Here is a 19,149-nt window from a genome sequence, read left to right as displayed (position 1 = left end):
TGTAGGTAATGTGCGTGCTTGTCACGCCCTTTTTTCTGTGTCTTTTACGGCTTTAGTGGTTGTAAATAACTATAAAAATCTTAAAGGCATGGTAAATGCTAAAAAGAAAAGGAGAAATTTATGGCTTATATTTGGTCTTATCTCAGACGTTATCCTAAGTGGCTAGCAATGAATTTTACGGCAGCCATTTTATTTGTTATTGCTAACTTGGGTTTGCCGACGGTTCTTGCCAGAATGATTGATGAGGGGATTAACCGTGGAGATGCTGACAAGCTTTATACCTATGCTTGGGTCATGTTCGGTGTGGTCTTGACTGGGATTGTTGGTCGTGTGCTCTTGTCCTATGCGGTTAGTAAATTGACGACCACAATGGTGCAGGTCATGCGTAATGACATTTACGCCAAGCTTCAGGAGTATTCACACCATGAGTACGAACAGATTGGGGTATCTTCTTTGGTGACTCGTATCACGTCAGATGCTTTTGTCCTCATGCAGTTTGCGGATCAAGTTCTCAAGTTGGGTGTTATCACTCCTTTGATGATGGTTTCCAGTGTCTTTTTGATTTTGACGACAAGTCCATCTTTGGCTTGGATTGTGGCAATCTCCTTGCCTTTCCTAGCTGTAGTTGTCTGGTATGTGGCGGTAAAGACTCGTCCGCTTTCTGAAAAGCAACAGGCAACTCTCGACAAGATTAACCAGTATGCTCGTGAAAATCTGACTGGACTTCGTGTCATCCGAGCTTTCGCTAGAGAAGATTTTCAAGAGAAGAAGTTTGCTTCTCAAAATGCTGTCTATGCGGATAATTCAAACAAGCTCTTTAAATTAACTGGTTTAACTGAGCCACTTTTTGTGCAAATCATCATCGCCATGATTGTGGCTATTGTTTGGTTTGCCCTTGAGCCATTAGGTTCTGGGACTTTGGCAATCGGGGATTTGGTTGCCTTTATTGAGTACAGTTTCCATGCGCTATTGTCTTTCCTTTTCCTAGCCAACCTCTTTACCATGTATCCTCGTACGGCGGTATCTAGTGAGCGTCTGCAGGAAATTATGGACATGCCTATTTCTATCAATCCAAATGAAGATGGGGTGACAGAGACTGAGACTAAGGGATATTTGGAGTTTGACAATGTGACCTTTGCTTATCCTGGTGAAACTGAAAGTCCTGTCCTACACAATATTTCTTTCAAGGCTAAACCAGGTGAAACCATTGCCTTTATTGGATCTACGGGTTCAGGAAAATCATCACTTGTGCAGTTGATTCCACGCTTTTATGATGTGACACTTGGACGCATTCTTGTTGATGGTGTGGATGTCCGTGACTATAATCTGAAGGCTCTGCGTCGTAAGATTGGCTTTATTCCACAAAAGGCCCTGCTCTTTACAGGAACCATCGGTGAAAATATCCGTTATGGTAAGGAAAATGCCAGTCATGAAGAATTGAATCAAGCTACGGATGTCGCTCAGGCTAAGGAATTCATCGAAAGTAAGGAAGAACGCTATGACTCTCACTTGGCTGAGGGTGGTAGCAACCTTTCTGGGGGACAGAAGCAGCGTTTGTCAATTGCACGTGCAGTTGTTAAACGTCCTGACCTTTACATCTTTGATGATTCCTTCTCTGCCTTGGACTACAAGACTGATGCAACCTTGCGTCGTCGTCTGAAAGAAGTGACCCAGGATGCGACAGTCTTGATTGTGGCTCAACGTGTGGGTACTATCATGGATGCAGACCAGATTATCGTTCTTGATAAGGGTGAAATCGTTGGTCGTGGCCGTCACGAAGAGCTTATGGAAAGCAATGAGATTTACCGTGAAATTGCTAATTCTCAATTGAATCAAAAGAGTCTTACAGAAGACTAGAAGGAGGTCGAAATGAAGAATAATAAAAAGAAAACAAATCATTCCTCAAGTTTTGGCCGCCTTTGGTCCTACTTGCAGGCTTATCGTTTCCCACTTTACCTAGCCATTTTCCTGAAAATTGTTAGTGTCATCATGAGTGTCCTTGAACCCGTAGTCATTGGTTTAGCTATTACCGAGTTGACTAAAAATACGCTGGCCATCATCAAAGGTGTGGAAGGTGCTCATATCAACGTCTCCTATGTTGGTTTGGTTCTCGTTGTTTATCTCTTGCGTGGTCTTATTTATGAGTTGGCCGCCTACTATTCCAACTATTTCATGACCAATGCTGTGCAGGCAACGGTTCAAGATATGCGAAATGAGATGACTGAGAAAATCAATCGTACCTCAGTGTCATACTTTGATAAGCACCAGTTTGGTGACCTCTTGGGACGCTTTACCAGTGACGTCGAGACAGTATCTAATGCCTTGCAGCAGTCATTCTTGCAGGTTGTTAATGCCGTCTTTACTCTAGCCTTGGTTATTGGAACAGTACTTTACCTTAATCTTCAATTGGGAGCTATAGTTGTCATCACTATTCCGATTACATTCTTTGGTGCCCGCTATATCATGAGTAAGTCTCAGCCCTACTTTAAACAGCAGGCTGATGCTCTAGGTACTCTTAATGGTTTTGTTCAGGAAAATCTGACTGGCTTCAATGTGCTTAAGCTTTTTGGGCGTGAGGATAAATCCTTGGATGATTTTAAAGAAATCACGGAAGACCTTCAGAAGGTAGGCTTTAAGGCTAATTTCATTTCAGGACTTATGATGCCGGTTCTTAACGGTTTATCTGACTTGACCTATCTCATTGTTGCTGTTCTAGGTGGTTTGCAAGTCTTGGCTGGTCACTTGACGATTGGTAATATGCAGGCCTTTGTTCAGTACGTTTGGCAGATTAACCAACCTATTCAGAACTTGACTCAGTTGGCTGGGCAATTGCAGAGTGCTAAATCCTCTTTAGACCGTATTTTCCAACTCATGGATGAACCAGACGAGGCTAATGATGCTACTGAAGTGCTAGAGGGAGATTTGACTGGCCAAGTTAGCTTTAAGCATGTGGACTTCCAGTATGTGGCTGATAAACCTTTGATTCGTGACTTTAATCTTGAGGTTAATCCTGGTGAAATGGTGGCCATTGTCGGTCCTACCGGTGCCGGAAAATCAACGATTATCAACCTTCTCATGCGTTTCTATGATGTGACTGCCGGGTCTATCTCGGTTGACGGTCATGATATCCGTAACCTGTCTCGTCAGGATTATCGTAAGCAGTTTGGTATGGTGCTTCAGGATGCTTGGCTCTTTGAAGGAACTATCAAGGAAAATCTTCGCTTTGGTAATCTTGAGGCAACTGACGAAGAAATTGTTGAAGCCGCTAAGGCAGCCAATGTGGACCATTTTATCCGTACACTACCTGGTGGTTACAACATGGAAATGAACCAGGAATCAAGTAACATCTCACTAGGACAAAAGCAACTTTTGACCATTGCGCGTGCGCTTTTGGCTGATCCTAAAATCTTGATTTTGGACGAGGCAACCTCATCGGTTGATACCCGTCTGGAACTCCTGATTCAAAAAGCCATGAAGACCCTTATGCAAGGTCGAACAAGCTTTGTCATTGCCCACCGTCTGTCAACTATCCAAGAAGCAGACAAGATTTTGGTCCTTAAAGATGGTCAAATCATCGAACAAGGAAACCATGAATCCCTCCTTGCAGACAAAGGTTTCTATTACGACTTGTATAATAGCCAGTTTGCGGAGAAATAAACAAAAAATCCATCAGTTCATAACTGGTGGATTTTTTCTGAATGTGGAGATCAATAAAAGAGACTTCTCCTATAGGGAAAAGTCTCAAAATCAATATTATTTCTCAGCACGTCGTGTGACGAACATGGCATCTCCGAAACTGAAGAAGCGGTAGCGCTCTTGGACGGCGTGTTTATAGGCATCAAGGACGAATTCACGGCCAGCAAAGGCTGAAACCAACATCACCAAGGTTGATTTTGGAAGGTGGAAGTTGGTTGAGAAGGCATCTACGACTGTGAATTGGTAGCCTGGTTTGATAAAGATATTGGTCCAGCCTGAGTCGGCTTGGAGTTTGCCATCGTATTTATTGCCGATTGTTTCTAGTGTTCGGATAGAGGTTGTTCCAACAGCAACAATGCGACCTCCAGCAGCTTTGACACTATTGAGGGTATCGGCAGCTTCTTGGCTGAGAGTGTAAAACTCAGAGTGCATCTCATGTTCGTCAACATTCTCAACAGAAACAGGTCGGAAGGTTCCTAGTCCAACGTGAAGGGTGAGGTAGACCAATTTTACGCCTTTGGCTTCAATCTTTTGAAGTAATTCAGGAGTGAAATGGAGACCAGCTGTTGGAGCAGCGGCAGAGCCATTTTCCTTGGCATAGACTGTTTGGTAACGGTCGCGGTCTTCCAATTTTTCATGGATATAAGGTGGCAATGGCATCTCACCCAAACTTTCCAAAACCTCAAGGAAGATACCATCGTAGCTAAATTCTACGATTCGTCCACCGTGATCTAGTTCCTCAGTAACAGTGGCGGTCAAGCGTCCATCACCAAAACTGACTTTAGCACCTACTTTAAGGCGTTTGGCTGGTTTGGCTAAAACTTCCCATTGATCCCCTTGGGTATTTTTCAAAAGGAGAAATTCCACATGGCCGTGGGTATCAGGCTTTTCACCGTAGAGACGGGCAGGAAGCACGCGCGTATTGTTCATGACCAAGGCATCGCCAGGGTTAAGCTGGTCAATGATGTGGTCGAAGTGGGTATCAGTCATTTCCTTGGTTACAGGATCAATGACCAAGAGTTTAGAGGCATCACGTTGTTCCAATGGGGTTTGGGCAATTAGTTTCTCTGGTAGTTCAAAATCAAAATCGTTTGTATTCATTTGTTTCCTCGTTTAAAAATTTTCAGCCTTTTTATTATAGCACGATATAGGATGACAGTCATTAAAGGAGTTGAGTGAAAGCGCTTGACAAAAAGGTTAAAAAAAGAGATAATAAAGAAAATGGTATATACCAATATCGAGGTGAATAGAATGAAAAAGATTTTAGTTAAGAATCAAGTTGAGGGAGGCCAAGTTGCCTTTGATCTTCTTAAAGAGAGCCTTGCAGCGGGTGCTCAAACCTTGGGCTTGGCGACAGGTAGTTCACCTATCGCTCTTTACCAAGAGATGGTTGAGAGTGACGTGGATTTTTCAGAGCTTTACAGCGTCAATTTGGATGAGTACGTCGGACTAGCACCAGACCATGAGCAGAGCTACCATGCCTTTATGAAGGCTCAACTCTTTGATGCCAAGCCATTTAAGGAGAGCTTCTTGCCTGACGGCATGGCTGAGGACTTGGAGCAGGCGGCTAAGGATTACGATGACGTCTTGGCACACCATGTCATTGACTTGCAAATCCTAGGAATCGGAAGTAATGGGCACATTGGATTTAATGAGCCAGGTACGCCTTTTGATAGTCAAACTCATGTGGTTGACTTGACTGATAGCACCATTGAAGCCAATAGTCGTTTCTTTGCCAGTCGTGATCAAGTCCCTACGAAGGCTATTTCGATGGGAATTGCTTCTATTATGGCTGCTAAGAAGATTATCTTGTTTGCCTATGGTGACAAGAAGGCAGATGCCATTTTCAAGATGGCCAAGGGTCCGGTGACAGAGGAAGTCCCAGCTAGTGTCTTGCAAAATCATCCAGATGTGACTCTTATCCTAGATGAGGCAGCCGCTGCGAAATTGTAGGATAATATATGAGTCAAGAAGTTACGAGTATAGAAAAAAACAGGTTGAGCCATTTGGCGCTCAGCCTTTTTCTTTTGTGAAAAGTCACTTCCAAGCAAATCAATTGCCTAGCCCTCTTTGATAGCGCTATAATAGTTAAGTTGACTTTGACTATCAAACAACAGATATAGATATCTCATAAAGAAAGAGGACATACAATGGCAAAACCTATTCGAGTATTGCTTTATTATAAATACCTTCCCATTGAAAACGCTGAGCAATTTGCAGCTGACCACTTGGCTTTCTGTAAGTCAATCGGTCTGAAAGGACGCATCTTGGTCGCCGACGAGGGAATTAATGGAACGGTTTCTGGTGACTATGAAACCACTCAAAAATACATGGACTATGTTCACAGCCTTCCAGGGATGGAGGACCTTTGGTTCAAGATTGATGAGGAAGAGGAGCAAGCTTTCAAGAAGATGTTTGTTCGCTACAAGAAGGAAATCGTTCACCTTGGCTTAGAGGATGATAATTTTGACAGTGACATCAATCCACTTGAAACAACGGGTGCCTACTTGTCACCAAAAGAGTTTAAAGACGCCCTTTTAGATGAGGACACTGTTGTCCTCGATACACGTAACGACTATGAGTATGACCTTGGTCACTTCCGTGGAGCCATTCGTCCAGACATTCGTAACTTCCGTGAATTGCCACAATGGGTCCGTGACCATAAAGAAGAGTTCATGGACAAGCGCGTGGTTGTGTACTGTACTGGTGGTGTCCGCTGTGAGAAATTCTCAGGTTGGATGGTCCGTGAAGGCTACAAAGATGTTGGTCAGTTGCACGGTGGAATTGCCACTTACGGAAAAGATCCAGAGGTTCAAGGGGAGCTTTGGGATGGTAAGATGTATGTCTTTGACGAGCGTATTGCCGTTGACATCAACCATGTAGATCCTGTCGTTGTCGGTAAGGATTGGTTCGATGGGACGCCTTGCGAACGCTATGTCAACTGCGGTAACCCATTCTGTAACCGTCGTATTCTTGCTTCAGAGGAAAATGAAGACAAGTACCTCCGCGGCTGCTCACATGAATGCCGTGTTCACCCACGCAACCGTTATGTCTCTGAAAATGGTTTGAGCCAAGAAGAAGTTGTCGAACGTCTTGCGGCAATTGGTGAAAGCTTAGATGTAACACCTGCTTAAGTTTAAATAGTGAAGAAGCTGAGAGAAATCTCGGTTTTTTATTTTGCAATTTATTTCTAAAATAATGACATATATATATTGCAAATGGAAATATATAGTGTATAATTAAGATGAAAACAGATGGTGAACCTAATCAATGTCGACGATAATATCAGATAAGATGAAAAGGAGGGGGCATGTGGCAAAGAATTTACGCTTAAAAGCAGCTCGAGCAGAGCATGATATGACCCAGGGTGACTTGGCAGAAGCGGTAGGTGCAACAAGACAAACCATAGGGTTGATTGAAGCTGGAAAGTACAATCCCAGTCTAGCCCTATGTATTGCCATTTGCAAAACACTGGACAGGACTTTGGATCAACTGTTTTGGGAGATTTAGGAAGGAAGTAAAGATGATGAAATTTAAGCTTGTTAATAATAAAGTTACAGATGAACGAGAAAAAGCTCTAAATAATAAAGTTGGTGCAGAATGTTTTTACATAATGATTGCTGGGACGCTTGCGTGCTTGGTCTATAGTTCCTTCTTTAACAAGGGGGTTATTACCTCTAATTACTTGGCCTTTCCATTATTTATAGCATGGATTTGGTCTATTTATAGATCTGAACGACTTAGTGTTAACACATTTGGGGGTTCCGGAATGACAGTCTTAGGTTGTTTACTGGTGACTGCGCTTATCACTCTTATGATAATGTCAGCTAACTATCAGTTTAACCACAATGTCTATCATAATAATCCCCTGGATCCTAGATATCTCATGGCTTGGCCACTTACTTATATTTTGTATATTCCCTTTGTCTTTTTTATGAATTGGGCTCTCACAGCACTGGGAAGATATGAGAGAAGACGTCTTGAAAAACAGCTGGACGATTTGGAGAATGAAGAATAAATAGTGATAGAATCAGACCGTTCTTTTTGGTCTGATTTTTTTGTGTTATAATGGGTCCTAAAACTAAGGAGGTCACGTATGCTACTAACTGAATTTGATGATAATAGACAAGCGATTATCAATCCCGAGGACTTGAATGAGCCTCTTGAGGGGTTTCCTAAAATAGCTGTATCCTGTTTTTCTCGTTCGACCTTTCAACGAATGCTTGAGATGTTTCCTCATGAACTTATCTATGAAACGTCCATGGCGAATGTGGCTATTCCGATATATAAGCTTGTTATTGATGAGCAGGAGTTGGCTCTTTTTAATGCACCTGTAGGTGCCTCTGCCTGTGTGGCTATTTTAGAGGATATTTTTGCTTTGGGAACTGATAAACTGGTGCTCTTTGGGACTTGTGGGGTGCTTGATGAAGATATTAAAGAGACTTCTATTATTATTCCTAGTCATGCTCTTAGAGATGAAGGAACGAGTTTTCACTATGTGGAAGCTAGCAATGAGATTGCGGTAAATGTGGGTGTTTTAGCTTGTTTTCGTTCCTATCTCAATGAGCGTCAGATTCCTCATAAGGAAGGCAAGGTCTGGACAACTGATGGTATTTACCGTGAGACGAGTGCTAAACTCAAAGCTCGAAAGGCAGCAAGGGCCATTTGTGTGGATATGGAGTGCTCTGCAGTTGCAGCTTTAGCAAAGTTTAGAGGTGTTGAGGTCTGCCACTTCTTCTATGCTGCGGATCACCTTTCTGAAGGTAATTGGGACGCTCGTAACCTGATGAATCATATGGACTTGGATGAAAAGGACAAGGTGGCTTTATTAGCTTTGGAGTTTGCGTGTGACTGGAGTAAACCTTAAAAATTCTACTTTTCAAACTTCTTATTTGTAATCATTCTAAATAACTGCTATAATACTTTTTAGAATCATTCTAAATAAGGAGTAAGAGAATTGGAAGATAAGAATTTTGCAGAACGCTTAAATATTTTGAGAGCTGGTGTTTTGGGTGCCAATGATGGCATCATTTCCATTGCAGGAGTGGTTATCGGTGTGGCCAGTGCGACATCAAACATCTGGTTCATCTTGATTTCTGCTTTATCAGCGATTTTTGCTGGTGCCTTTTCGATGGCAGGTGGCGAATATGTCAGTGTGTCAACGCAAAAAGATACTGAAGAAGCTGCTATCGCTAAGGAACAAGCCCTCTTGGACCGCTCTCCTGAGGCAGCTAGAGAGAGTTTGTATCAAACCTTCCTCAGTCAGGGGGATTGTGAAACGGCAGCTGAAGTTAAGGTTAATCAAGCCTTCAATAAGAATCCGATTAAGGTCTTAGTTGAGGAAAAATATGGGGTGGATTTAGATGAAATTACGAATCCATGGCATGCTGCTGTCTCTAGTTTCCTGGCCTTTTCAGTTGGTTCCTTGCCACCAGCCCTAGCTATTATGCTGTTCCCTGAGCCTTACCGTATTCCTGTAACAGTGGTCGTGGTTGCCCTTACCTTGCTCTTGACTGGTTATATCAGTGCCAAGCTCGGAAAAGCACCTGTTAAGCAAGCGATGTTGCGTAACTTGACAGTAGGACTCTTGACCATGCTTGTGACCTTCTTGGTCGGGCATATCTTCCATGTAAATGTGTAAGTGTTAATAATGTGATAAGTCTATCTTTTAAGGTAGACTTTTTGTTTCATCCAGAGTTCTTTTGATACCTTTCTTATGTCCTCCTTTTTTAGTCTGCTAGACCAGGCTTATCCGTGGTACAATAAGGTTATGCGTTTAGACAAATTATTAGGACAGGCAGGCTATGGTTCCCGCAATCAGGTTAAGAAGCTCATTCGTAGTCGTCAAGTTTATGTAGATGGTGTCTTGGCGGATAGAGATAATCTTAATGTGGATGCTAGTCTTCAAACCATCACGGTTTCTGGTAAGGAACTGGAGCATACGCCAGAAGTTTACTATCTCATGAATAAGCCAGCAGGTGTAGTGTCAGCTCGAAAGGACAAGAAACACCAAACAGTCATTGATTTGATTAAGCCTGAAGATCAGCGAGACGGTCTCTATCCTGTGGGCCGATTGGATAGAGATACGGAGGGTTTGGTGCTGATTACTAACAATGGGCCTCTGGGCTTTGCCATGCTTCACCCCCGCTATCATGTGGCTAAGACTTATTATGTTGAGGTCAATGATGTTCTTGGGCCTGATGCACCTGAATTTTTTAAGTCAGGTGTTGTCTTTGAGGATGGTACTGTTTGTAAATCTGCTCAGCTAGAAATTCTAAGTTTTGCGAGTGACAAGAGTAGTGCTCACATTACGATTTCGGAAGGTAAATTTCATCAAGTGAAAAAGATGTTCTTGGCCTATGGGGTCAAGGTGACCTATCTTAAGCGGATTTCTTTTGGAGCGTTTAAGCTTGATGAAGGGATAGCAGTAGGTTCCTATCGAGCGTTAACGGAAGCGGAAAAAGTGATTTTGCGTACTTATTTGGGCTAGTCATTTCTTCTTATTAAGGTATGATAGGAACTTTCAATCTCCTGATAGGTCTACCCTATCACTAGGCTTTATACTGTAAGGCCCATAATGACGGTCTTTTCTAGGGGTATAAGTAAAACTTATGACATTATATAAGTTTTTTTAATTTCTCAAGCCTTGTTTCTGGTGGTATGATGGTATCAATTCGATTGAGAAATGAAGTAAGTCAGGAGCAATGACCAAGTCTAATCAGAGAGGGAGGTTCATTATGACAGAAGCATTTTATAATCATTTAGCAAAGACACGTCATCAGATTCACCAACATCCAGAGGTTTCTGAGGAGGAGCACGAGACGACAGTCTTTTTGAAAGGCTATTTGAGAAATCTAGGTATTGAGCCTTTAAATTATCCCTTGAAGACAGGACTTATCGCTGAGATTGGATCAGGTCATCCGATTATTGCTTTGCGTGCTGATATTGATGCCCTACCGATTAAGGAAAAGACAGGACTTCCTTATGCCAGCGACAATGGGGCCATGCATGCTTGTGGTCATGATTTTCACCAGACCTCTCTTCTCGGAGCTGCTCAGCTTTTAAAAGAAAGAGAAGCAGAGCTTAAGGGGACCGTTCGATTGATTTTCCAACCAGCCGAGGAGAATTTCCAAGGGGCCTATCAGGTCATTGAAGCGGGTGGTCTTGACGGTGTGTCAGCTATCATCGGTTATCACAATAATCCTCACTTGAAACCTGGTCAGATTGGACTTCGTTCGGGGGCTATCATGGCTGGTGTGGAGCAGTTTAGAGTTGATGTTAAGGGTGTTTCTTCCCATGCGGCCCGTCCTGATTTGGGTGTTGATACGGTCTTGGTCACTACTACTATCATCAACAATTTACAGCAAATTGTAGCTCGTACGGTATCACCCTTTGAATCAGCGGTATTGTCAGTTACTCATATCGAAGTTGGAAATACTTGGAATGTTCTTCCAGCAGCAGGCTTTTTTGAAGGAACGATTCGTACCTTTGAGCCTAAGGTTCGTGAAGATGTCATTGCTCGTTTTGAAAAGGTCGTTCAGGCGACAGCAGACCAGTTTGGTGCTCAAGTTGACATCACTTGGGGCAATTCGCCTTACGTGACCTACAATGACCAGACACTCACACCTCTCATCTTTGAAAATTCTAAGGCCTTCGCAGAAGTGATTGAAACCTTGCCATCAACAGGGGGCGAAGACTTTGCGGCTTATCAAAAGGAAATACCAGGAGTCTTTGCCTTTGTTGGCTCTAATGGCGAAGAGAATGCACCAGACTGGCACCATGATGATTTCCTTGTGAAAGATGAGGCCTTGCCAGTAGCTGTTAATTACTATGTGGAAAACGCCCTCTTCCTACTTGACTATTTTAAGGAGTAAGAAAAATGACCATTCCCTTAATCGGTATTACCAGTAATGAAAAACCTGTCGAAGAAGGAAGTCCCATTTATAGGTGTTCAGTGGCATCCTGAGTTTCTCTTGGGACATAAGCTCTTAAAAGACCAAGGACTCTTTGATTATTTTGTTAAGAGTTTTAAATAAAGCTTAAGGACTTTAAATTGGTACTACTTTTGATATTGAAAAGGAGGACGTGCCTAAGGAAAAATATTCTTTTGATCATTTAGTTTACACTTAAGAACCCAGCCGATTGGTTGGGTTCTTTTGTCGTATTTTAGAAGCAAGATTTCAGGAGTTAGAAAGGGAGGGAAGATTTTTCACTTGCTATTTTTGAGCTTTTTAGATAAAATGAAAGCGTTATCATTTCAAAAATAGATAGGAAGTGGTCAAGTCATCTTTTTGATGTTTGACTTTATAACTTCCGAATAAGGAGAAACGTATGTTAATTGGTATTCCAAAAGAAATCAAAAATAACGAAAACCGTGTGGCTCTAACGCCTGCGGGTGTGCAAAGTCTTGTAGCTAAGGGACATGTCGTGTTAATCGAAACAAATGCAGGCCTTGGCTCTGGTTTTGCGGATGCAGATTATGCCAATCAAGGTGCTAAAATCGTTGCAACTGCTGCAGAAGCCTGGGCAGCTGAGCTTGTGGTTAAGGTGAAAGAACCTCTTGCAGCAGAATATGGCTTCCTTCGTGAGGATCTTTTACTCTTTACCTACTTGCACATGGCAGCAGCTCCAGAATTGGCAGATGCTATGGTCAATGCTAAGACAACAGGTGTGGCCTATGAAACAGTACGTGGCCAAGAAGGTCACCTACCACTTTTGGTTCCAATGAGTGAAGTTGCAGGACGTATGGCCGTTCAAATCGGTGCTCACTTCTTGACCAAACAAGAGGGTGGCTCTGGCGTTCTCCTAGGTGGGGTACCTGGTGTTCCTAAAGGGAAAGTGACTATTATCGGTGGTGGTGTCGTAGGGACACATGCGGCCCGTATCGCACTTGGACTTGGGGCTCAAGTGACTATTCTTGATATCAGTGCCAAACGTTTGTCTGTCCTTGAGGAAGTCTTTGGTAGCCAAATTCAAACACTTATGTCAAATCCGCTCAATATTGAAGCGAGTGTTCGTGATGCTGACGTGGTTATCGGTGCTGTTCTTATCCCAGGTGCTAAAGCACCGAAACTTGTTACTAACGATATGGTTAAACAAATGCGTCCAGGTTCTGTTATTGTTGACGTTGCCGTTGACCAAGGTGGGGTTGTTGAAACTGCGGATCGCGTGACCACTCACGATGAGCCCGTTTATGAAACACATGGTGTCCTTCACTATGCCGTTGCCAATATCCCAGGAGCTGTGGCACGTACATCAACCATTGCCCTTACCAATGTCACTTTGCCTTATATCGAAGCCCTTGCAGGAAAAGGATTCAGAAAAGCCATTAACGACGACGAAGGTCTTCGTCAAGGGGTTACAACCTACCAAGGTCATATTACTAGCAAACCGGTTGCAAAAGGTCTAAACAGAGAGTATACATCAATTGATGAATTGGCATAAATAGATTATTTAGCATAAACAAAGAGGAGTCGCACCATGATTTGGTTGGCTCTTTTTTTGTGGTCTGAGATAAGAAATGCTACAAAGCCGAAACTATTAGAATTTTTCTAATTTTGGTCTTATTTTATGCTATAATGAGTAGACATATTAAGGGCAGTAATGAGTATCTATAAGGTATTTTATTCATGTTTGCCATTAGGAGGTTTTATCATGGCCAACCATATTCGTGTGATCACAGCAATTATTTTCTCTCAACTTCTCGTTCTTTATTTTGGTTTTCGTATGGATGTCTCTTTGACCGAACTGCTAACTACAGTAGCTGTGGCATCCCTGGTTGAGATTATTTATCATGTGAAGTTTGTTCGTAAGATAGGAGCCAATATTTCTTTTGAGACTTTTTGGAAAAACTGTGACCAACTTTTTAGAAAAAATGCTGTGCTGTTGGCTATTTTACTTTGTGATCTGCTTATTTTTAAAGGTGGGGATTTCTTGGCCTTCATTCTTTGGCAAGTTACCTTTGTTGTCTTGGTAAGTATTATCATCATGGCATCAAATAATGCCCCGGACGCATGATAATACTTAAATCTTACAATGAAAGTGTGTAGATAATGTTTAGCATTCAAAGAAATCATTTGTCGGACCCAGGTGTAGATTATGTCACTTTTGGTAAGGGAGACAAAACTCTTATTATCATTACGGGATTAAGTTTGCAACGATTAGGTGATATGTCCAACCTTGCCATTTACTCGCTATTTTATCGATACGCTAAGGAGTATACGGTCTATATTTTTGATAGAAAGGACCATATCGAAGAAGGCATTACTATTGAGAATATGGCGGATGACCTCTCTCAGTCCTTGCAAGAATTACATATTGCTAATGCTTCTATCATAGGCATATCACAGGGAGGTATGATTGCTCAGCTGTTTGCTATCAAGTATCCTCAAAAGGTGACTAGTCTGGTGTTAGCTCTGACACTTTCTCGCAATAATGCCGTCAGTAGAGAAACCATCGGAGGGTGGATAGCGATGACTGAAAATAACGATATGGACCAGCTAAATAGGGATTCGATGAGTAAATCATTTTCGTCACCTGTTTTAAAGAAATTATATGTGATTAACAGATTATTTTTGAAGTCTGTAAGCAAGGAAAAACGTCATCGCTTTGTCTGTTTAGCCAAGTCAATTCTAGCTTTTGATTGCTATAGTTCGCTTGGTAAAATCACTTGTCCGACCCTTGTTCTGGGAGCCAAAAACGATTTAGTTCTGGGAGTGGATGGCGCCAGGGAACTTGCAAATAGCATTCCAAATGCTTCCTATTACGAATTTGACAAACTAGGACACGCGGCCTTTATTGAAAGTAAGCAATTTAATAAAATGATATTAGAATTTTTGCGGAAGAATGCTTAGGTAGTGGACTTAGGGGAATAGATAAAGCTAGACCAGATACTCACTCCAAAGAAAAATCAAGAAAAGTAGTAAAAAAGTTGTTTATTCATTTTAGGTTCATCTTTCTTAGCTAAAATAAAATCATCAAGAAGAACTTGATAAGTTAATCAAAAAGAAAGTTGGAATATATCATGAAAAAAACAATTAAACAAAAAACAGTTATTACACTTGCATCACTTGGTCTCGCATGTAGTTCAGTAGTAGTGTTTGCTAATACTACTAAAGCTACTAAAAGTACTGGGTCAACTACCCAATCAAGTTTGACGGTGGAACAGGCCAAAGAAAAAGCCCTCAATGAATCGAAAAGTGGTCAGGTAATTGGTTATGAGCAAGAGAATAAGTCTAGAAAAACTGTTTTTGAGATTACAATACTTGATGGTCAAAATGAGAAAGAATACAAAATTGATGGCCAGACAGGGGATGTCTTGAAGTCTAAAACGAAAGACTTGACCAAGGATAAGGATGATAAGCAATTGATTAATGCTAGTTATAAGATTGATTTAGCTGGTGCTGAAAGTCAGGTTAAATCTAAATATCCTAAGGCTACTATTGAAAAATTGCAATTAGATGTTGAGAATAATACACTTGTCTATGACGTTAGTCTAACTGAGGGCAAGAAAGAGATTGATCTTGAACTTGATGCTAATACAGGCCAAATTGTAGAAGAAGAGATTGAAACAGACAAAGATTAATTTTAGTTATTAAAAATCTAAATCTCGACTAGTCCTTTACTAGCCGAGATTTTTCATACGAACATGATATAATATGGGATAAGAGAGTGAGAGTAGATATCTATGAAAATATTAGTAATTGAAGATGAAGTTGACTTAAACCGGAGCATAGTGAAATTATTAAAAACACAAAAATACAGTGTTGATTCGGCGTATGATGGTCAAGAGGCATTGGACTACATCAAAGTTTCACAGTATGATGTGATTATTTCAGATATTATGATGCCTAAATTAGATGGTTTGGGGGTATTGTCCTACTTGAGAAATCATCATATTAAGACACCGCTTTTGTTGTTAACGGCAAAAGATACACTAGAAGACAAGGTGACGGGTTTGGATGCTGGTGCAGATGACTATCTCGTAAAACCTTTTGAATTCGATGAATTGTTAGCTAGAATTCGTGTCATGCTTCGAAGAGATAATAGGGAAAATCTAACCAGTAGTGTGGTTTTTGGAGACTATTGTCTAGATTTTGTGAAAAAAACGTTGACTCAAAATGGCCAGCTGATTGACTTAACCTCTAAGGAATTTGAACTTCTTGAATGCCTGGTTAGACACCCGAATATTGTTTTAAGTCGGGAGCAAATTAGAGAGCATATTTGGGATTTTGATTATGTGGGAGAATCGAATATCATTGATGTGCTAGTCAAGAATATTCGAAAGAAATTGGGGAATCCGTCAATTATTCAGACAAAGAGGGGCATGGGCTATGTTTTCAAAAATGAAGAATCAGACTAAACAACCCTCTATAATTTCGAAGGTAACACTTTGGTATACAGTGTTTGTCTCCTTACTATTCATTGTCATGTTTGTAGCCTCTTTTATCATATCAGGAACTTGGTCTGACTATGAATCACGAAGTGAGTTGGAACAAGAAACGGTAGAATTGTCTACGGATCTTGATGATTTTGAGTCCTTTGATGATGGTATCTATTTTGCACTCTACAATCAAAATAAGGAGTTTGAAAAAGGGGCACTCCCAAGTGATTTTGATGCGAATGCTTCCTTTAAGTCTGGTAAATTATCTACCTATAGCAGTTCACAAATGAACTATTATTATTACGATGTTTATAATGCCAAGAAAGGAAAGTGGATTCGTGGTGTGCGAACCGCATCTGGACTGAGTAAGGAATTAACCTTGTTTTTAATTTCGATAGCTATTCTTGCTCCCATTTCAATTCTTGGTATGGCATGGGTAGGACGTCGAATTTTAAAACGTGCCTTTGTGCCAATTAAAGATGTGACTCAGATGGCGGAAGAGATTACAGAAAGTAGAGACTACACTAAACGTGTTTCCTCTTCTTATAAGCTGTCTTATGTTGAAACGACACGATTGACCAAAGTTTTTAATGACATGATATCATCGGTCCAGTCGACTTTTGAGAAAGAAAAGCGGTTTAATCAAAATGTTTCTCATGAACTTAGAACACCACTTTCTGTCATCTTGTCTGAAAGTGAGTTTGGTTCGAAATATGCTGATAGTCTGGAAGAATCCAAAGAATCCCATACTATCATAAAGCGTCAGGCGAAATTAATGAAAAATATGACGGAGCAAATTTTGGAGTTGTCTAAAACTCAGAAGCTTAATTGGAATGATTTAGAAAGATTATCGTTGTCAAGCCTGATATCAGAATATTGCCAGGCACAAGAAAGAAAGTGGGCAGAATCAGCTATTGATTTTAAAGTAGCTATTGAACCCAATTTATGGATAAAGGGTGAGAAGTTACTTGTCATCCGAATGCTCGATAATCTGCTGAGTAATGCTATGAAATTTACTCGTACTAGTATTTCCATTACTCTTGAAAGGGTGGACAATCAGGCTCTTTTAAAAGTGGCAGATGATGGTATTGGTATCTCAGAAGACCAGCTCAATAAAATCTGGGACCGTTTTTATCAGGTCGAAGATTCTCGAAACAAATCGCTCAATAGTGGTGTTGGGTTAGGTTTATCCTTTGTCAAAGATATTGCAGAGTTACACCGGGCAGAACTTGATATTCAGTCTAAAGAAGATGTCGGCAGTACGTTTATTATTTGTTTCCCTCTAAGTGATTAAGAATACTGGATGAGGCTTAAAAGTATTTATTTCTAGCTAAACTATATTGAAGTTTTGGGATCTAAAAAAGATTTGGTTCTGGGAGTGGATGGTGCAAGGGAACTTGTCGATGGAATCCCAAATGCTTCCTATTATGAATTTAGCAAACTGGGGCACGCGCCTTTATCGAAAGTAAACAATTTAATAAAATGATATTAGAATTTCTGCGAAAGAATGCTTAGGTAGTGGACTGATAGAAACCTATTAAAATAGAATGAGAAAGGGGTTACAATAAAAGCTGTAGCCTCTTTTTATTTCCGGTTCAATTGTGTGCAGTCTGAAAAATTAAATGATAGAATGGCGGTAGATAGGAGGATACAGAAATGTTAAACTATGATTTGATTGTTATCGGTTTCGGTAAAGCCGGTAAAACTCTGGCTGCTAAGATGAATGCAGCTGGTAAGAAAGTTGCTGTCATCGAGCGCAGTAAAGCGATGTATGGTGGTACTTGCATTAATATTGCTTGTATCCCAACTAAGACTATGATTGTTGCGGCTGAGAAGGGCTGGTCATTTGACGATACCATGAAGGAACGTGGTGCAGTGACTGGTCGTCTTAATGCTAAGAATTATAAGATGTTGGCAGACAATGGCGTTGATGTCATTGATGCAGAGGCACATTTTGTGTCGAATAAGGTTATTGAAGTAGTAGCTGGTGATGACCGCCAAGAGCTTACAGCTGAGACTATTGTTATCAATACTGGTGCTGTATCTAATGTCTTGCCTATTCCTGGCTTGACAACAACTAAGCATGTTTACGATTCAACTGGTATTCAAACCCTCAAAGCCTTACCAAAACGTTTAGGTGTCTTAGGTGGTGGTAATATCGGTCTTGAATTTGCTGGCCTTTATAACCGTTTGGGAAGTCAAGTGACTGTCTTGGATGCAGCGACTAGCTTCTTGCCACGTGTGGAGCCATCTATTGCTAAGTTGGCCAAGGAATACATGGAAGAGGACGGCATTGTCTTTGAGCAAGGTGTTAAAACTTCCGAAGTGAAAAATGACGGTGATGAAGTTGTCGTTGTTACTGACAAAGGCGAGTTCCGTTTTGATGCACTCCTCTATGCGACAGGACGCAAGCCTAATATCGAACCTCTTCACTTGGAAAATACTGATATCGCCTTGACTGAGCGCGGTGGTATCCAGGTCAATAAACATTTGGAAACAAGTGTTCCTGGTGTCTTTGCAGTTGGTGATGTTAATGGTGGTCTTCAATTTACCTATATCTCACTAGACGATTTCCGTATTGTCTTTAATTACCTAACTGGTGATGGCAGCTATAACCTTGAAACACGTGGAGCTGTTCCAACTGCTATGTTCCTCAACCCACCTTTGGCACAAGTTGGTCTTACTGAAGACCAAGCCAGAGCAGCAGGTGGACCGGTTGCTGTCAAGGAACTTCCAGTTGCTGGTATGCCTCGTGGTCATGTTAATGGCGATTTGCGTGGTGCCTTCAAAGCTGTGGTAAACCCTGAAACTAAGGAAATCTTGGGAGTGACACTCTTTGGTCAAGAATCCCATGAAATTATCAATCTAATTACCCTAGCGATGAATCATCACATTCCATACACAGATTTGGCTAAACAAATCTTTACTCACCCAACTATGGCTGAGAACCTAAATGATTTGTTTGCGATTTAAAATGAAAAGAGCCGAGAGGCTCTTTTTTTGAAAACATATCTCTAATACAAAGCGACACTCTAGGTTAGATGTCGCTTTTTTTGCGCTTTGATGATAAG

18 protein-coding genes are annotated in these 19,149 nt (G+C 41.2%); 17 read left to right on the top strand and 1 reads right to left on the bottom strand.

Annotated elements, in window-relative coordinates:
• The first annotated feature begins 120 nt into the window (after positions 1 to 120).
• Together HMPREF2571_RS07030 and HMPREF2571_RS07025 are read left to right on the top strand one after the other, a co-directional pair.
• Positions 121 to 1,857 (top strand): ABC transporter ATP-binding protein, encoded by a 1,737-nt coding sequence (locus HMPREF2571_RS07030; RefSeq protein ID WP_070847544.1) that lies wholly within the window; start codon positions 121 to 123, stop codon positions 1,855 to 1,857.
• 12 nt (positions 1,858 to 1,869) lie between these two features.
• Positions 1,870 to 3,657 (top strand): ABC transporter ATP-binding protein, encoded by a 1,788-nt coding sequence (locus tag HMPREF2571_RS07025; protein ID WP_070847542.1) that lies wholly within the window; start codon positions 1,870 to 1,872, stop codon positions 3,655 to 3,657.
• Between the two features lie 96 nt (positions 3,658 to 3,753).
• On the opposite strand, the gene queA is transcribed toward HMPREF2571_RS07025, so the two are convergent.
• Positions 3,754 to 4,797 (bottom strand): tRNA preQ1(34) S-adenosylmethionine ribosyltransferase-isomerase QueA, encoded by a 1,044-nt coding sequence (gene queA / locus HMPREF2571_RS07020; protein ID WP_070847540.1) that lies wholly within the window; start codon positions 4,795 to 4,797, stop codon positions 3,754 to 3,756.
• Positions 4,798 to 4,947: 150 nt separating this feature from the next.
• Here queA and HMPREF2571_RS07015 point away from each other — a divergent pair, with 150 nt between their 5' ends.
• The 15 genes from HMPREF2571_RS07015 to HMPREF2571_RS06945 all read left to right on the top strand — a co-directional run bounded on the left by HMPREF2571_RS07015 (position 4,948) and on the right by HMPREF2571_RS06945 (position 19,051).
• Positions 4,948 to 5,649 carry a glucosamine-6-phosphate deaminase gene (locus HMPREF2571_RS07015; RefSeq protein WP_070847538.1) on the top strand — a complete coding sequence of 234 codons (702 nt, stop codon included), beginning with the start codon at positions 4,948 to 4,950 and terminating at the stop codon, positions 5,647 to 5,649.
• Positions 5,650 to 5,846: 197 nt separating this feature from the next.
• On the top strand, positions 5,847 to 6,830 hold the full coding sequence (locus tag HMPREF2571_RS07010) for an oxygen-dependent tRNA uridine(34) hydroxylase TrhO (protein WP_002889116.1): 984 nt from the start codon (positions 5,847 to 5,849) through the stop codon (positions 6,828 to 6,830).
• A 178-nt stretch (positions 6,831 to 7,008) separates the two neighbouring features.
• The gene (locus tag HMPREF2571_RS07005; protein ID WP_014621323.1) at positions 7,009 to 7,206 is read left to right on the top strand and encodes a helix-turn-helix transcriptional regulator; all 198 of its coding nucleotides are present in this window, start codon (positions 7,009 to 7,011) and stop codon (positions 7,204 to 7,206) included.
• 13 nt (positions 7,207 to 7,219) lie between these two features.
• Complete coding sequence (locus HMPREF2571_RS07000) at positions 7,220 to 7,714, top strand: DUF6773 family protein (protein WP_014621324.1); 495 nt, start codon at positions 7,220 to 7,222, stop codon at positions 7,712 to 7,714.
• Between the two features lie 78 nt (positions 7,715 to 7,792).
• Complete coding sequence (locus HMPREF2571_RS06995; RefSeq protein WP_070847536.1) at positions 7,793 to 8,563, top strand: nucleoside phosphorylase; 771 nt, start codon at positions 7,793 to 7,795, stop codon at positions 8,561 to 8,563.
• Between the two features lie 90 nt (positions 8,564 to 8,653).
• Positions 8,654 to 9,337, top strand: coding sequence for a VIT1/CCC1 transporter family protein (locus tag HMPREF2571_RS06990; RefSeq protein WP_002890291.1), 684 nt, complete (start codon positions 8,654 to 8,656; stop codon positions 9,335 to 9,337).
• A gap of 129 nt (positions 9,338 to 9,466) precedes the next feature.
• A complete protein-coding gene (locus HMPREF2571_RS06985; protein ID WP_070847534.1) occupies positions 9,467 to 10,186 on the top strand; it encodes a 16S rRNA pseudouridine(516) synthase in 720 nt (239 codons plus the stop codon).
• A gap of 247 nt (positions 10,187 to 10,433) precedes the next feature.
• The gene (locus HMPREF2571_RS06980; protein ID WP_070847532.1) at positions 10,434 to 11,570 is read left to right on the top strand and encodes an amidohydrolase; all 1,137 of its coding nucleotides are present in this window, start codon (positions 10,434 to 10,436) and stop codon (positions 11,568 to 11,570) included.
• A 457-nt stretch (positions 11,571 to 12,027) separates the two neighbouring features.
• Entirely contained in the window at positions 12,028 to 13,140 is a 1,113-nt protein-coding gene (ald, locus tag HMPREF2571_RS06975; RefSeq protein WP_070847531.1) for an alanine dehydrogenase, read from the top strand.
• Between the two features lie 210 nt (positions 13,141 to 13,350).
• On the top strand, positions 13,351 to 13,713 hold the full coding sequence (locus HMPREF2571_RS06970) for a hypothetical protein (RefSeq protein ID WP_037601547.1): 363 nt from the start codon (positions 13,351 to 13,353) through the stop codon (positions 13,711 to 13,713).
• A gap of 35 nt (positions 13,714 to 13,748) precedes the next feature.
• A complete protein-coding gene (locus HMPREF2571_RS06965; RefSeq protein ID WP_070847529.1) occupies positions 13,749 to 14,549 on the top strand; it encodes an alpha/beta fold hydrolase in 801 nt (266 codons plus the stop codon).
• 170 nt (positions 14,550 to 14,719) lie between these two features.
• Positions 14,720 to 15,280 (top strand): PepSY domain-containing protein, encoded by a 561-nt coding sequence (locus HMPREF2571_RS06960; protein ID WP_070847527.1) that lies wholly within the window; start codon positions 14,720 to 14,722, stop codon positions 15,278 to 15,280.
• A gap of 102 nt (positions 15,281 to 15,382) precedes the next feature.
• A complete protein-coding gene (locus tag HMPREF2571_RS06955; protein ID WP_002890309.1) occupies positions 15,383 to 16,057 on the top strand; it encodes a response regulator transcription factor in 675 nt (224 codons plus the stop codon).
• A gap of 67 nt (positions 16,058 to 16,124) precedes the next feature.
• Complete coding sequence (locus HMPREF2571_RS06950; RefSeq protein WP_241525151.1) at positions 16,125 to 17,372, top strand: sensor histidine kinase; 1,248 nt, start codon at positions 16,125 to 16,127, stop codon at positions 17,370 to 17,372.
• A gap of 362 nt (positions 17,373 to 17,734) precedes the next feature.
• Positions 17,735 to 19,051: an FAD-containing oxidoreductase gene (locus HMPREF2571_RS06945; protein WP_061652258.1), complete on the top strand. Its 1,317-nt coding sequence runs from the start codon at positions 17,735 to 17,737 to the stop codon at positions 19,049 to 19,051.
• Positions 19,052 to 19,149 lie beyond the last annotated feature (98 nt).

Origin of the sequence: Streptococcus sp. HMSC068F04 (assembly GCF_001837455.1) — a bacterium.
Taxonomy (GTDB): Bacteria; Bacillota; Bacilli; order Lactobacillales; family Streptococcaceae; genus Streptococcus; species Streptococcus salivarius_D.
Note: the sequence above shows the minus strand (reverse complement) of the source record. Positions and strands in the feature narration are given on the sequence as shown.